At 69.5% G+C, this 14,322-nt stretch carries 15 protein-coding genes; 14 read left to right on the top strand and 1 reads right to left on the bottom strand.

Annotation, left to right across the window (positions count from 1 at the left end; all coding sequences use genetic code 11):
- Positions 1–91 precede the first annotated feature (91 nt).
- The 12 genes from OG718_RS18950 (at position 92) to OG718_RS18895 (ending at position 12,850) form a co-directional block, all read left to right on the top strand.
- Positions 92–778 carry an AAA family ATPase gene (locus tag OG718_RS18950; protein ID WP_186001300.1) on the top strand — a complete coding sequence of 229 codons (687 nt, stop codon included), beginning with the start codon at positions 92–94 and terminating at the stop codon, positions 776–778.
- Between the two features lie 116 nt (positions 779–894).
- Positions 895–1,683, top strand: a complete 789-nt coding sequence (locus OG718_RS18945) for an enhanced serine sensitivity protein SseB (protein WP_143640551.1) — start codon at positions 895–897, stop codon at positions 1,681–1,683.
- A 237-nt stretch (positions 1,684–1,920) separates the two neighbouring features.
- Positions 1,921–2,712 (top strand): enhanced serine sensitivity protein SseB C-terminal domain-containing protein, encoded by a 792-nt coding sequence (locus OG718_RS18940; RefSeq protein ID WP_143640552.1) that lies wholly within the window; start codon positions 1,921–1,923, stop codon positions 2,710–2,712.
- Positions 2,713–3,096: 384 nt separating this feature from the next.
- A complete protein-coding gene (locus OG718_RS18935) occupies positions 3,097–4,110 on the top strand; it encodes an ABC transporter permease (RefSeq protein WP_143640553.1) in 1,014 nt (337 codons plus the stop codon).
- 61 nt (positions 4,111–4,171) lie between these two features.
- Positions 4,172–5,962, top strand: coding sequence for an ABC transporter substrate-binding protein (locus OG718_RS18930; RefSeq protein WP_143640554.1), 1,791 nt, complete (start codon positions 4,172–4,174; stop codon positions 5,960–5,962).
- Between the two features lie 117 nt (positions 5,963–6,079).
- Positions 6,080–7,078, top strand: coding sequence for an ABC transporter permease (locus OG718_RS18925; protein ID WP_143640771.1), 999 nt, complete (start codon positions 6,080–6,082; stop codon positions 7,076–7,078).
- Entirely contained in the window at positions 7,075–8,172 is a 1,098-nt protein-coding gene (locus OG718_RS18920; protein WP_328844656.1) for an ABC transporter ATP-binding protein, read from the top strand. Before OG718_RS18925 ends, OG718_RS18920 begins: the two co-directional genes overlap by 4 nt.
- A gap of 23 nt (positions 8,173–8,195) precedes the next feature.
- On the top strand, positions 8,196–9,539 hold the full coding sequence (locus OG718_RS18915) for a dipeptide ABC transporter ATP-binding protein (protein ID WP_443055345.1): 1,344 nt from the start codon (positions 8,196–8,198) through the stop codon (positions 9,537–9,539).
- A gap of 27 nt (positions 9,540–9,566) precedes the next feature.
- Positions 9,567–10,268 (top strand): trimeric intracellular cation channel family protein, encoded by a 702-nt coding sequence (locus tag OG718_RS18910; RefSeq protein ID WP_398938435.1) that lies wholly within the window; start codon positions 9,567–9,569, stop codon positions 10,266–10,268.
- A 97-nt stretch (positions 10,269–10,365) separates the two neighbouring features.
- A complete protein-coding gene (locus tag OG718_RS18905; protein ID WP_143640558.1) occupies positions 10,366–11,226 on the top strand; it encodes a thioesterase family protein in 861 nt (286 codons plus the stop codon).
- A gap of 150 nt (positions 11,227–11,376) precedes the next feature.
- Positions 11,377–12,354, top strand: coding sequence for a helix-turn-helix transcriptional regulator (locus tag OG718_RS18900; RefSeq protein ID WP_328844654.1), 978 nt, complete (start codon positions 11,377–11,379; stop codon positions 12,352–12,354).
- Between the two features lie 112 nt (positions 12,355–12,466).
- On the top strand, positions 12,467–12,850 hold the full coding sequence (locus tag OG718_RS18895) for a hypothetical protein (RefSeq protein WP_143640560.1): 384 nt from the start codon (positions 12,467–12,469) through the stop codon (positions 12,848–12,850).
- A gap of 94 nt (positions 12,851–12,944) precedes the next feature.
- On the opposite strand, the gene OG718_RS18890 is transcribed toward OG718_RS18895, so the two are convergent.
- Positions 12,945–13,562, bottom strand: coding sequence for a TetR family transcriptional regulator (locus tag OG718_RS18890; protein WP_143640561.1), 618 nt, complete (start codon positions 13,560–13,562; stop codon positions 12,945–12,947).
- A 145-nt stretch (positions 13,563–13,707) separates the two neighbouring features.
- Between OG718_RS18890 and OG718_RS18885 the strand changes: the two genes are divergently transcribed.
- Together OG718_RS18885 and OG718_RS18880 are read left to right on the top strand one after the other, a co-directional pair.
- Positions 13,708–13,920, top strand: coding sequence for a hypothetical protein (locus OG718_RS18885; RefSeq protein WP_143640562.1), 213 nt, complete (start codon positions 13,708–13,710; stop codon positions 13,918–13,920).
- Between the two features lie 79 nt (positions 13,921–13,999).
- On the top strand, positions 14,000–14,269 hold the full coding sequence (locus tag OG718_RS18880) for a DUF4190 domain-containing protein (protein WP_143640563.1): 270 nt from the start codon (positions 14,000–14,002) through the stop codon (positions 14,267–14,269).
- Positions 14,270–14,322: the final 53 nt, after the last annotated feature.

Raw genomic sequence — 14,322 nt, 5'->3', positions numbered from 1 at the left:
GTGACGGGGCTGTGGCAGGACGAGAACAGAAATGAGGGGACCAGCGCATTACCTTCTCTTTACACTCGACGGGGATGGGTCTCCCGACCCCATGGGGAGGACGATCAGGGTGAACAGGACCACGGCGTACGCCACGAGCGCGGCCATCGCGCTGCCCAAGCAGCCCACTGCCCCGGCCGGGGAGGCGTGCGGCCCGCTTCCGGCGCCCGTCGTCCGCGATCTGCGGGAGCGTGCGGGACACAGTCCGCACGGCCTCCGCTTCGGCACGGCCGACCTGGTGGTGGTCACGGGCCTGCCCGGCAGCGGCAAGTCGACCCTGATGCGCCGGGCGGTGACGGGCCGCCGCATCGACTCCCAGGACACCCGCGACCGCTGGGACGGCCGGCTGGCCCGCTTCCTGCCGTACGCGGTCTACCGGCCCCTGGTCCGCGCCGCGCACTACGCGGGCCTGCGCCGGGCCCTGCGGTCCGGCGAGGGGGTCGTGGTGCACGACTGCGGGACGCAGGCCTGGGTGCGCAGCTGGCTGGCCCGGGACGCCCGGCGGCGCGGCGGCACCCTGCACCTGCTGCTGCTCGACGTGGACCCCGGCACGGCCCTGGACGGCCAGCGCGAGCGGGGCCGCGGCGTCTCGCGGTACGCGTTCGCGCGGCACCGCGGCGCGTTCGGCCGGCTGCTGCGGTCCGTGGAGAAGGGCGAGATGCCGGAGGGCTGCGGTTCGGCGGTGCTCATCGACCGGGCGGCGGCGGACGTGCTGCGGCGGGTCGACTTCGGCGACTGAGGTTCCGGTGAGCCGGACGGACCGAGGTCCCGGTGACCGGACGGACTGCGGCGGGGGAGGGCGCGTGCGCGTAATCTCGACAGCCGCAGACGGCGGTTCGAGCAGGCGGTAGAGAGATGGACTTCCCGGCACAGGACATTCCGGTGCAAGCACACCCACACCCCCATGTCGGCTGGCCCGGCAACGAGTTGGAGGCGGTACTGGCCGCCTCCCTCGGTGCGGCGTCGCCTTCGGCGGGCGCCCGGATCGTGGAGGTCATGGGCCGCAGCTTCCTGTGGGTGCCGCTGCCCGAGGGCGGCGGCCCGCACAGCGGCCCGCTCGACCTGCCCACGATGGAGTTCGGCGGACAGGCGTACGTGCCGGTCTTCTCCTCGGAGCAGCAGTTCCGCCAGGTCGTCGGCGACCACATGTCGTACACGGTGGCGCCCGCCGTCGAGTTCGCGCGCGGTCTTCCGCCCCAGGTGGGCATCGTGGTGAACCCGGACGGCACGGTCGGGGTGCCGCTGCCGCCGCCCGCCGTGGCCGAGCTGTGCCGGGCCGGGCGTACGGAGCTGGACGGGTCGGCGGGCGGCGGCCGGGTGCGGCTGTTCCAGCCGGACTGGCAGCACGACCCGGTGGACTTCCTGTCCGCCGCGTCCGCGGAGTTCGCCGCGACCGGTGTCGTCCTGAGCGCCCGCCGCTGTCTGGCGAGCATCGAGGGTGGCGATCCCGTGATGTTCATCGGTGTCGAGCTTGCCCACTGGCACGACGAGGCCCGCACCCTCCCGCTGGACGCCGTGGGCCGGGCCCTCGGCCAGGTACCCGTGCCGCACCCGGTGAACCTCGTCTTCCTGGACGTGGCCCAGGACCCGGTGGGCGACTGGCTACGGGCCCAGGTGCGCCCGTTCTACACGCGGGCCCACTGAGGCGCGCCCCGGAGGGGCGCGGGGAACGGCGCGCCCAGCCACACACGACCCGCAGGCGGCGAACAACAGAAAGTCCCGAGCTCTCAACACCAATCCCAGCGGAGCGCAACGGTGCTGTCGGGATCGACACTTAAGCTGGTTTCATGGCTCGGTCGGGGTGGTGCCATGTTCAAGCGAGCACAGCGCCCCGTCGAATAGGACCTGTATGTCAGGGATGTCACGAAGGGGCGGTAGAAGGTGAGCGCGTCGGGCACGGCCGCGGCCGGGCAGGTCGAGCACATGCTGCGCCAAGTGACGCCCGGGCGTTACGACGCCTACGAGGCGCTTCTGCGCGCCCTCGCGACCCCGTCGTCCGGCCAGGTCTGGATGCTGCTCTGGCACGGCCAGTCGGGCTCGCCCGACGCCCAGTACGGGAACATGGAGGTCGACGGCTTCGGCTACGCCCCCTGTGTGACCTCCGCCCAGGAGCTCTCGGCGAGCGGCTGGAACCGTTCGTACGAGGTGGTCGACGGGCTCGACGTGGCCCGCACCCTCTACCCCGACCACTACGGCCTGTGGCTGAACCCGCACGCGCCGGGCGGCGGCGTCGGCATCCCCTGGCTGGATCTGCGGCGCATCGCCACCGGCCTGGAGCGGCAGCCCGCGGGTCCGCTGCGGCTGTCCGAGCCGGGCATCGAGATCCCGCAGTTCTACGCCCTGCTCACGCAGAACGCGCACCGGACCACCGCCGTCAGATCGCTGCGCCGCGCCTGGGTGCAGCCCGCGCTCGGGGCGCCGTATCTCGCCATCGGGCTCGACGTGTACGACACCAGCCCGCCCGCCGTGGACTCGGTGCGGGCGATGATGCAGCAGTCCATCCGAGCGGTGCCGGACGGTCTGCCGGTGTCGACGGTCGCGATGTCCGACGAGTACGACCCGGTGGCCCTGTGGCTGCGGATCAACGCGCGGCCGTTCTACGATCGTGAGGCCCATGCGGCGCCCGCCCAGGCGCCGGCGGCCGGCGGATACGGATTCCCGGGCACCTACTGAGACGATTCGAAGGGTCTGAGAGGATCCGGTCGAAGTGCCTGGGTCGATCCGGGTCCGGTCGAGTCCAACCTGTGGAGCATCGGCTTCCTCTCCCGCATCATCCGTGGGCGGTATGTCCCGATCTACGCGGGTAAATGGGCTGCGAGGCCCCTTTCGTACCAAAACTCCCGCGTCCGACCCCCGTTACCCGGCGTTCGGATAACGGAACCCCCCAGACAGCATCACGTTTGCGCATCCATTCACCGTCAGGTCTGGCAACAGATCGCCGAGGCGTTGAAGACTCCCGGTCCAGGGGGTTTATCCCTCGTGTACGACGGACTGATCACGCCGCTACAGCGGCAAGTGTGGGCCGGCTACCGCCGGTTGAGAGGGGTCCCTGCCACGATGACGGCACCATTGCACGAGCCGACGGCCGAAGCCGCCCCGAGCGCGGCCGAGGAGGCGGCGTTCGTAGCCGGCTCCGCCGAGGCGAAGGCGGTACAGGGTCGTTCCCTCGGCCGCATCGCCTGGGAGCGCCTGAAGCGGGACAAGCTCGCCCTGACGGGCGGCGTCATCGTTCTCGTGCTGATCGCGATCGCGCTGCTCGCTCCCGTGATCACGAACCTGGTCGGGCAGGACCCCGAGTCACACCACGAGGACCTGATCGATCCGCTCTTCTCGACCCCCACCGGGTCCTTCGGTGGAATCAGCGGAGACCACCTTCTCGGCGTCGAACCGGTCAGCGGCCGCGACATCTTCGCCCGGATCGTCTACGGCGCCCGCATCTCGCTGCTCGTCGGCTTCCTGTCGGCCCTGGTGGCCGTGGTGCTCGGCACCGTGCTCGGCGTTCTCGCCGGCTACTTCGGCGGCTGGGTCGACGCGTTCATCAGCCGCGTGATGGACGGCCTGCTGGCCTTCCCGCAGCTGCTCTTCATCATCGCGCTGGTCTCGGTCATGCCGAACGAGATGCTGGGCCTGACGGGTACGGGCGTGCGCCTGTTCGTCATGATCCTGGTGATCGGCTTCTTCGGCTGGCCCTATGTGGGACGCGTGGTGCGCGGTCAGACGCTGTCCCTGCGTGAGCGCGAGTACGTGGAGGCCGCGCGCAGCCTCGGGGCCGGGCGGTTCTACATCCTGTTCAAGGAGCTGCTGCCCAACCTCGTCGCGCCCATCATCGTGTACACGACGATGATGATCCCCACCAACATCCTCACCGAGGCGGCGCTCAGCTTCCTGGGAGTGGGCGTCAAGCCGCCCACCGCCTCCTGGGGACAGATGCTCTCCTCCGCGATCGACTACTACGACTCGGACCCCATGTACATGGTGATCCCGGGTGTGGCGATCTTCATCACCGTGCTCTCCTTCAACCTTTTCGGCGACGGCGTACGCGATGCGCTCGACCCGAAGGGTTCCCGCTGAACTGCCGTACCCCCAGGGCCCCGTCATCTGTCGACGGGCCGCTACATATCGGAGGATCCGAGTGAGTACCCAACGCACCACAGGGCGGCGCAAGCAGGCCGCGGCCGCCGCAGCCGTGGTCGCTGCGCTGCTGTCCACGGCGGCGTGCGGCGGCGGCGGCAACGACGACGACGGCGGCTCGAAGAACGGCGCGGCCGGCTTCAACGCAGCCAACAACAAGGTCGCCCAGGCCTCCCTCGCCAAGAAGGGCGGCGAGCTGAAGTTCGCAGGCGCCCAGGACGCCGACTCGTGGGACACCACGCGCGGCTACTACGGCTTCGCCTGGAACTTCATGCGGTACTACAGCCGCACGCTCGTGACCGGCAAGGCGGAGCCCGGAGCCAAGGGCGCCGAGGTCACTCCCGACCTCGCCACCAGCACGGCGAAGATCTCCGACGACGGCAAGACCTACACGTACACGCTGCGTGACGGGGTCACCTGGGAGGATGGCAAGCCCATCACCTCCAAGGACGTCAAGTACGGCATCGAGCGCGTCTGGGCGCAGGACGTCCTGTCCGGCGGTCCGGTCTACCTGAAGGACGTGCTCGACCCCAAGGGCGAGTACAAGGGCCCGTACAAGGACAAGTCCAAGGACAAGCTCGGTCTGAAGGCGATCGAGACGCCCGACGACAAGACCGTCATCTTCAAGCTGCCCGAGGCCAACTCGGACTTCGAGGACATCCTCGGCCTGGCTTCGGCGTCCCCGGTCCGCCAGGACAAGGACACCAAGTCGAAGTACGGCCTGAAGCCCTTCTCGTCCGGCCCGTACAAGTTCCAGTCGTACACGCCGAACAAGAAGCTGATCCTGGTCCGCAACGAGAACTGGAAGCAGTCCTCGGACCCGATCCGCAAGGCGTACCCGGACAAGATCTCGCTGACGCTGTTCACCAACGCCAATGACATGGACCAGCGTCTGATCAACGGCGACTACGACCTGGACATCGGCCAGACCGGTCTGTCGCCGCAGGGCCGCACCACCGCCCTGAAGCAGCACAAGGCCAACCTGGACAACCCGGTCTCCGGCTACATCCGCTACGCGGTCTTCCCGCAGAGCGTCAAGCCGTTCGACAACGTGCACTGCCGCAAGGCCGTGATCTACGGCGCCGACCACGAGTCGCTGCAGACCGCTCGTGGTGGCCCGGTCGCCGGTGGCGACATCGGCACCAACATGCTGCCGCCGTCCGTCCCCGGTTCCGAGGGCCAGAAGTACGACCCGTACGAGTCGGCCACGACGAACAAGAACGGCAACGTCGCCAAGGCCAAGGAAGAGCTCAAGGCCTGCGGTCAGCCGAACGGCTTCAAGACCACCATCGCGGTCCGTAACAACAAGCCGGTCGAGGTTGCCACCGCCGAGTCCCTCCAGGCCTCGCTGAAGAAGGTCGGCATCACCGTCGACATCGACCAGTTCGACGGTGCGCAGACCACCGGCATCATCGGTAGCCCCGAGAACGTGAAGAAGAAGGGCTACGGCATCATCATCATGGGCTGGGGCCCGGACTTCCCGACCGTCCAGGGCTACGGCATGCCGCTGTGGGACAGCAAGTACATCCTCGAGAGCGGCAACAACAACTTCGCCCTGATCAAGGACAAGTCGATCGACGGTCTCTTCGACAGCTACGTCAAGGAGCTCGACGAGGCGAAGAAGGTCGAGATCTCCACGGAGATCAACCACAAGGTCTCGGAGGGCGCGTACTACCTGCCCTTCGTCTTCGAGAAGTTCATCAACTGGCGCTCCAGCCGTCTCGCGAACGTCTACACGACCGACAACTACAGCGGTCAGTACGACTTCGTGAACCTCGGCATCAAGAAGTAACACCGACCGGCGCACCCGCCATACGGCACGAAAGGCAGGTGAAGGCCGGCGCGGCGTGACCCGCGGGCCACCGGAAGACCTCCGGTGGCCCGCGGCACCGCCGCCGGGCCGAGAGCAGTGCTCGCATACCTCATCAGGCGGCTCTTCGCCGCCGCAGTGATGCTGGTGGTCATCATTCTGGTGGTCTTCGGCATCTTCTTCCTCGTCCCCCGCTGGGCGGGCGTGGACCCGGCCACGATGTTCGTGGGCAAGCAGGCCGACCCCGCGGCGATCGAGGCCGTGCGGCAGAAGCTCGGTCTGGCCGACCCGATCTTCGTCCAGGTCTGGGAGTTCTTCAAAGGCCTCTTCGTCGGGCGCACCTACGCGGCCGGCGGCGACGTCACGAACTGCGCTGCCCCCTGCTTCGGCTACTCCTTCCGCAACGAGCAGGCCATCTGGCCGGTACTCACCGACCGCTTCCCAGTGACCCTGGCTCTCGCGCTCGGTGCCGCCTTCCTGTGGCTGATCTTCGGTGTCGCGGCGGGTGTGCTCTCCGCGCTCAAGCGCGGTTCCCTCTGGGACCGTGGCGCGATGATCGTCGCCCTCGGCGGCGTCTCGCTCCCCATCTACTTCACCGGCCTGCTGTCGCTCGCGATCTTCAGCTACGGACTGGGCTGGATCGACGCCCAGTACGTGCCCATCGAGGAGAGCTTCACCGGCTGGTTCGGCGGCATGATCCTGCCCTGGGTCACGCTGGCCTTCCTCTATGCGGCGATGTACGCCCGGATCACCAGAGCCACCATGCTGGAGGTCCTGGGCGAGGACTACATCCGCACGGCCCGCGCCAAGGGCCTGCGTGAACCCGTCGTCATCGGCAAGCACGCGATGCGCTCCACCATGACGCCGATCCTCACCATGCTCGGCATGGACCTCGGCGCCCTGATCGGCGGCGCGATCCTCACCGAGACCACGTTCAGCCTTCCCGGCCTCGGGCAGGCGGTTCTCAAGGCGATCAGCGACAAGGACCTGCCCGTCATCCTGGGCGTCACGCTGATCACCTCGCTCGCGGTGATCGTCGCGAACCTCCTGGTGGACCTGCTGTACGCCGTGATCGACCCCCGAGTGAGGCTCTCATGACCGAACTCAGCAAGAGTGGAGCCGCGGTGAGCGAGCCCGTCAAGGACTCGCCCGCCCCCTCCGCCTTCCTCGAAGTCCGCGACCTGAAGGTGCACTTCCCGACCGACGACGGCTTGGTCAAGTCCGTCGACGGGCTCAGCTTCACGCTGGAGAAGGGCAAGACCCTCGGCATCGTGGGCGAGTCGGGCTCCGGCAAGTCGGTGACCTCGCTCGGCATCATGGGCCTGCACACCGCGGGTCAGTACGGCAAGCGCAAGGCGCAGATCTCCGGCGAGATCTGGCTCGACGGCACGGAACTGCTCTCCGCCGACCCCGACTACGTGCGCAAGCTGCGTGGCCGCGAGATGGCGATGATCTTCCAGGACCCGCTGTCGGCGCTGCACCCGTACTACACGATCGGCCAGCAGATCGTGGAGGCCTACCGGATCCACCACAAGGTCGACAAGAAGGTGGCGCGCAGGCGTGCCATCGAGATGCTCGACCGGGTCGGCATCCCGCAGCCGGACAAGCGGGTCGACAGCTATCCGCACGAGTTCTCCGGCGGTATGCGCCAGCGCGCGATGATCGCGATGTCGCTGGTCAACAACCCCGAGCTGCTGATCGCGGACGAGCCGACGACCGCCCTCGACGTGACCGTCCAGGCGCAGATCCTCGACCTCATCCGGGACCTGCAGCAGGAGTTCGGCTCCGCGGTCATCATCATCACCCACGACCTGGGCGTCGTCGCCGAGCTCTCCGACGACATCCTGGTGATGTACGGCGGCCGCTGCATCGAGCGGGGCCCGGCCGAGAAGGTCTTCTACGAGCCCAGGCACCCGTACACCTGGGGTCTGCTCGGCTCCATGCCTCGCCTGGACCGTGAGCAGACCGAGCGGCTGATCCCGGTCAAGGGTTCCCCGCCCTCGCTGATCAACATCCCGTCGGGCTGCGCCTTCAACCCGCGCTGCTCGTACGCGGACGTCCCCAAGGACAACGTCACCCGCACGGTCCGCCCCGAGCTGACCGAGGTCGGCAGCCAGCACTGGGCCGCCTGCCACATGACGCAGGAGCAGCGGGAACGGATCTGGACCGAAGAGATTGCGCCGAAGCTGTGAGTGACAAAGCAGAGGACAAACCCGTGGTCATCCCCGCGCAGAGCGACGGCGTGGCGACTCTCACCAAGGACGCCGCCCCCGGCGAGACGCTCCTGAAGGTGACCGGCCTGCAGAAGCACTTCCCGATCCGCAAGGGCCTGCTCCAGCGGCAGGTCGGCGCGGTGCGGGCGGTCGACGGCATCGACTTCGAGGTCAGGTCCGGCGAGACGCTCGGCGTCGTGGGCGAGTCGGGCTGCGGCAAGTCGACGATGGGCCGGCTGATCACGCGGCTGCTCGAACCGACGGCGGGCAAGGTCGAGTTCGAGGGCAAGGACATCACGCACCTCAGCGTCGCGGGCATGCGCCCGATGCGCCGTGACGTCCAGATGATCTTCCAGGACCCGTACTCGTCGCTGAACCCGCGCCACACGATCGGCACGATCATCAGCGCCCCCTTCAAGCTCCAGGGCGTCTCGCCCGAGGGCGGCATCAAGAAGGAGGTCCAGCGGCTGCTGTCGGTGGTCGGTCTCAACCCCGAGCACTACAACCGCTACCCGCACGAGTTCTCCGGCGGCCAGCGCCAGCGCATCGGCATCGCCCGCGCGCTCGCGCTCAACCCGAAGATGGTCGTGGCGGACGAGCCGGTCTCCGCGCTCGACGTGTCGATCCAGGCGCAGGTGGTGAACCTGCTGGACGACCTCCAGCAGGAGCTGGGCCTCACGTACGTGATCATCGCGCACGACCTGTCCGTCGTACGCCATGTCTCGGACCGTATCGCCGTGATGTACCTCGGCAAGATCGTCGAGCTGGCCGACCGCGAGTCGCTGTACAAGGCGCCGATGCACCCGTACACCAAGGCGCTGATGTCGGCCGTGCCGATCCCGGACCCCCGGCGCAAGTCGGCCAAGAGCGAGCGCATCCTGCTCAAGGGCGATGTGCCCTCGCCGATCTCGCCGCCGAGCGGGTGCCGCTTCCACACGCGGTGCTGGAAGGCCACGCAGATCTGCACGACCACCGAGCCGCCGCTCCTGGAGCTGAAGCCCGGTCAGCAGGTGGCCTGCCACCACCCGGAGAACTTCGAGGACCAGGCCCCGCAGGACACCGTGCTGCTGACCGCCGCGAAGGAGGCGGCGGAGCTGGTGGCCGACGAGGTGCTCGCGGAGTCGGCGGCCACGTCGGCGGCGGTCGCGGCCGAGGTGGCGGCGGTCACGGAGACGCCGGCGGTCACGGAGACGCCGGCGGTCACGGAGACGTCGGTCGCCAAGGAGTCCCCGGCGGTTTCCAAGGACGCTCCGGCTGCCACGGAGGCACCGGCGAAGGACGCTGCCGGCGAGGCTGCTCCCGAAGCCGACGAAGCCTCCGAGGGTGACACTCCCGCCAAGGAGTAGTAAGTATCACCGAGCCCCTGCCTTGCAATGGAAGGCAGGGGCTCAGTGCTGGGCGAGAATGTTCGGGTGATCCAGGAACTCTTCACCCCGTCCGTCCAGCACACGCTCGACCTGGTCGGCATCTTCGTCTTCGCGATCTCCGGTGCCCTGCTGGCCGTCCGCAAGAACTTCGACGTCTTCGGCATCGCGGTCCTCGCCGAGGTCACCGCGCTGGGCGGCGGGCTTTTCCGGGACCTGATCATCGGAGCCGTACCGCCCGCGGCCTTCACGGATCTGGGGTACTTCCTCACCCCGCTGCTCGCCGCCCTGCTGGTGTTCTTCCTCCACCCCGAGGTGGAGCGGATCCAGCTCGGGGTGAACATCTTCGACGCGGCCGGACTCGGCCTCTTCTGCGTCGCGGGCACGACGAAGGCGTACGAGTACGGGCTCGGCCTCACCGCCTCGGCGACCCTCGGTCTCGCGACCGCGGTCGGCGGCGGTGTGCTGCGGGACGTCCTCGCCAACGAGGTCCCCTCGCTGCTGCGCTGGGACCGCGACCTCTACGCCGTGCCCGCCATCGTCGGCAGCGCGATGGTCGCCCTGTGCATCCGCTACGACGCCCTGAACACCTTCACCTCCGCGCTCGCCGTCGTCACGACCTTCGTGCTGCGGCTCCTCGCGATGCGGTACCACTGGCGCGCGCCCCGGGCGTGGCACCGGCGCTCGACGGCGGTCGAGGTGGCGGAGTGAGGCAGAGCAAGCCCGAGTGAGGCGGACCACGGGGCGTTTCACGTGATCGAAACAGAAAAAGCTACTGCTTAGTAATTACCTGTTGTACCGTTCAGGCATGTCAGAAGCAGCTTCCGTGCACGCGGTACGGGCCAGGATCGGCGACAGCGAGTTCGACCGCGACACCGCGGTCACCCGTCGCGCGCCCGGCGTCTACGACATCGACCTGTCCGCCGGGTGGACGATCATCAGTGCCGTCAACGGCGGCTACCTGCTCGCAGTCCTGGGCCGCGCGCTCGCGGACGCCCTGCCGCACGCCGACCCGTTCACGATCTCCGCGCACTACCTCACCGCGTCCCAGCCGGGCCCGGCGGTCGTCCGCACCGATGTCGTACGCACCGGTCGCACCCTCTCCACCGGCCAGGCGTCCCTGTACCAGTACGACGACCAGGGCCGCGAGGTCGAGCGGATCCGCGTGCTCGCTTCGTACGGGGACCTCGACGGCCTGCCCGACGACGTCCGTACGAGCGCGAAGCCGCCCGCGATACCGCCCATGGACCAGTGCTTCGGGCCCGAGGACGGACCCGCCCCCGTCTCCGGCAGCTCCGCGATCACCGAGCGGCTGATGCTCAAGCTCGACCCGGCCACCCTGGGCTGGGCCCTCGGATCGCCGTCCGGCAAGGGTGAGATGCGAGCCTGGTTCGGCCTCTCCGACGGGCGTGAACCGGACCCCCTCTCGCTGCTCCTCGCGGTGGACGCGCTGCCGCCGACCGCCTTCGAACTCGGCCTGTCCGGCTGGGTGCCGACCGTCGAACTGACCGTGCACGTGCGCAGCCGTCCGGCACCGGGTCCCCTCCGCGTCTCCATCACCACCCGCAACCTCGCCGGCGGCTTCCTGGAGGAGGACGCCGAGGTCTGGGACAGCGCGGACCGGCTCGTCGCACAGTCGCGTCAGCTGGCGAGGGTGCGGCTCGGCTAGGCTGCCCGGCGCAGTCGGCTGCGGTTCGGGCAGCGCCCCGAAGGGGCGCGGGGCTGTGACACCTGCGGCTACGCCGCGGGGCGCGACCAGCCACAACGCACCCGCAGACGAAACACCGCACCCAGCGGAGCGACTTCGTAGGCTGAGGGCGTGAAGTCCGACCGGCTGCTGTCGATCCTCCTGCTGCTGCAGACCCGCGGCCGGGTGCCCGCGCGGGAACTCGCCGAGCGGCTGGAGGTGTCGGTGCGGACGATCTACCGGGACGTCGAGGCGCTGTCGGCCTCCGGTGTCCCGGTGTACGCCGAGCGTGGGCGGCACGGCGGGATCGAACTGCTCGCAGGGTTCCGTACGGACGTCACGGGGCTCACCGCCGACGAGTCGCGCGCCCTGTTCGTGCTGGCCGCCCAGGGCGCGCACGCCGCGCTCGGCCTCGATGCGGCCCTCGGCTCCGCGCTGCGCAAGGTGATGGCCGCGCTGCCGGAGCCGTACCGGCCCGCCGCCGAGGTGACCAGCCGCCGCATCCTCGTCGACGCGACCCGCTGGAAGGGCGGCCCGCAGGGCCCGGCCGACCTCGCGGCGCTCCAGGACGCGGTGTTCGCCGACCGCAGGCTGCGGCTGCGCTACCGGCACAGCGGTGACGCCGAGCCGCGTACCTACACCGTGGACCCGTACGGACTCGTCGCCAAGGCGGGCGTCTGGTACCTCGTCGCCGACCGGCGCGGCAGGCCGCGGCTCTTCCGCGCCGACCGGGTGCGCTCCGCCCGCCTCACGGACGCGCCGGTGCGGCGTCGGCCCGGCGTCGAACTCGCCGACGTCTGGGAGGTGTTGCGGCGCCGGGTCGAGGAGCGGCCGGGCGGGATCGACGTGACGGTGCGGGTGCGGCGCGACCGCTTCGACCTGTTCCTGCGTCTGCACGGCGGCGCGCTCACCGAGCCGCCCGAGGACGACGGGACGAGCCCGTGGGTCACCGCACGGCTCGGGTACGAAGTCGTGGGCGAGGCACGGCCGTTGCTCGCATTCGGCGACCGGCTGGAGGTCCTCTCGCCGCCCGGGGTGCGCGAGGAACTGGCCCGGGCTGCGGCTTCTGTCACGGACTTGTACCAGGAGTCGCACCAACGCGGCGATTGAGCCGGTTTGCGCCGGAGCCACAGGCTGGGCACAGCGCGGACCCAATCGAGGCACATGGGCGGTTGGTTGCATGCACCTCTCAGAAACCGCTCAGAATCCGGGAGTTGTCCTCATGAAGCGTGTACGCCATGTCCCCGCCGTCGCCCTGTTGGTGCTGTCCCCGCTCCTGCTGACGGCCTGTGGATCCGGCTCGGACGACTCCTCGTCCTCGGGCAACGGCAACGGCGGCTCGGGGCAGCAGAGTTGCCAGGCGCCGTCGGGCGCGCCGAGCGGTGCTCCGTCGGGGAGGCCGAGTGGAGCGCCGTCCGGGGCGCCTTCGGGAGCACCCTCGGGGGCGCCGTCCGGTGCCGCCACGGGGAAGGCCCCGTCGGGCGCGCCCTCGGGGATGCCGTCGGGAGCGCCCAGCGGCGGTCCCGGTGGCGGGCAGGGCGGCGGCCCGGGCGGAGGCTGCGGGGCCGGCGGCCAGCAGGGGCAGGGGCAGCAGGCCCAGGGCTGACCCGCTCGCGGCCGGTGGTGAACGGCGCGAAGGGCGCGTACGGCACTGTCGTACGCGCCCTTCGCGCGTGCGGGCCGAGTCGTATCGCGGGGCGTCAGCCCAGCCAGTGGCGGCGGCCGATGCTGATCAGCCGCATCCGGCGGGTGGCCACCCGGGCCACCTGGTCCAGTTCCTCGGGGGCCGCCTCCAGGAACGTACTGGCGGTCATCAGCATCTGGTCGACGTACAGGCCGGCGAGCATCAGCAGGTCGTCGTCGCTCCAGCCGGAGGATTCGGGCTGTTTGGCCAGTTCGGCCTTCACCTCGTCGGCGAACCGGGCCATCTGCTCCGCGATCGCCGACCGGACCTTCTGTACGCCGCCGTTGCGCTCGCGGGCGATGAACCGGATGTGCGCGGGGTGCTCACGCACGTGACGGGCGATCAGGGCGACGGCACGGTCTATGCGTTCGTCGCTGTCGCCGGACGCCGACACCGTTCCGGCGATCATCGGGTGCAGGCTGCCCAACGCCTCCTCGACCAGGGCGACTCCGAGATCCGCGGTCGAGTGGAAGTGCCGGTAGAAGGCGGTCGGGGCGACGCCGACGGCCCGGGTGACCTCGCGCAGGCCCAGGCTGCTCAGGCTCTGCTCCTCCAGCAGACCCAACGCGGCGTCCAGGAACGCCTGTCGGGTCTTCTGCTTCTGGGCCTGCCGGATGCCGAGGGTGTGACTCATGCCATGTAGTTAACAACTGTTCTCTGTAATGGGAAAGTCGTACGGCGCGCTAGACTATGGAGTCAGTGAACAACTGTAACCACAAGCGTTCACCGAGTTGTCGGGTCCCGGAAACATCCGGGGGTCATCCGGACCGTACGGAGCTGTGCGGAGCGGACACGGCGGCTCGCCGGACTTCCACGAGAGGCATCTCATGCTCTTCCTCGTCGCAGCGCTCCTGCTGCTGGGCCTCATGCTCGGCACCGTGGCCCACGCCCCGCTGTCCTTCACCCTCGTCGCCGCCGCCGTCATCGGCGTGTGGCTGGCCGTCTTCGCGGTCCGCGAGCGCCACGGCCGGCGCCGCGAGACGTCGAGCTGAACCGGCCGAACTCCTCAGCCACCCACGCTCAACCACCCACGATCACCTGACTGTTCGACTGCCTGTTGGGAGCAGACACATGGAACTCACCACCGCCGCCCCGCGGCGCCGGAGCACCGTCCGTGACGCCGACGGCATGGCCGTCGCGTCGTTCATCCTCGGTCTCGTCGGCCTGCTGGCCCTGAACATCTTCCTCGGCCCCATCTCCATCGCCCTCGCCTCGGCGGCCCTCTACCGCGGCACCACCCGCCGCGGCCGCGCCTTCCTCGGCCTCGGCCTGGGAATCGCCGACCTCCTGGTCCTACTGGCCTTCATGTCGGCGGACAGCACGTTGTCCTGGAGCTTCTGAGGTCGCAGCCCACACCTCTGTGGGCACCCGTTCCACCGGGCGGAACGGGTGGG

This window comes from Streptomyces sp. NBC_00258 (genome assembly GCF_036182465.1).
In the GTDB taxonomy this organism is placed as follows: domain Bacteria; phylum Actinomycetota; class Actinomycetes; order Streptomycetales; family Streptomycetaceae; genus Streptomyces.
Note: the sequence above shows the minus strand (reverse complement) of the source record. Positions and strands in the feature narration are given on the sequence as shown.

What these genes read in the sequence shown, in the direction of transcription:
- OG718_RS18950 (WP_186001300.1), top strand. Translation starts at nt 92, where the DNA reads ATGGGGAGGACGATCAGGGTGAACAGGACCACGGCGTACGCCACGAGC.
- OG718_RS18945 (WP_143640551.1), top strand. Translation starts at nt 895, where the DNA reads ATGGACTTCCCGGCACAGGACATTCCGGTGCAAGCACACCCACACCCC.
- OG718_RS18935 (WP_143640553.1), top strand. Translation starts at nt 3,097, where the DNA reads ATGACGGCACCATTGCACGAGCCGACGGCCGAAGCCGCCCCGAGCGCG.
- OG718_RS18920 (WP_328844656.1), top strand. Translation starts at nt 7,075, where the DNA reads ATGACCGAACTCAGCAAGAGTGGAGCCGCGGTGAGCGAGCCCGTCAAG.
- OG718_RS18910 (WP_398938435.1), top strand. Translation starts at nt 9,567, where the DNA reads ATGGAAGGCAGGGGCTCAGTGCTGGGCGAGAATGTTCGGGTGATCCAG.
- OG718_RS18905 (WP_143640558.1), top strand. Translation starts at nt 10,366, where the DNA reads ATGTCAGAAGCAGCTTCCGTGCACGCGGTACGGGCCAGGATCGGCGAC.
- OG718_RS18895 (WP_143640560.1), top strand. Translation starts at nt 12,467, where the DNA reads ATGAAGCGTGTACGCCATGTCCCCGCCGTCGCCCTGTTGGTGCTGTCC.
- OG718_RS18890 (WP_143640561.1), bottom strand. Translation starts at nt 13,562, where the DNA reads ATGAGTCACACCCTCGGCATCCGGCAGGCCCAGAAGCAGAAGACCCGA.
- OG718_RS18880 (WP_143640563.1), top strand. Translation starts at nt 14,000, where the DNA reads ATGGAACTCACCACCGCCGCCCCGCGGCGCCGGAGCACCGTCCGTGAC.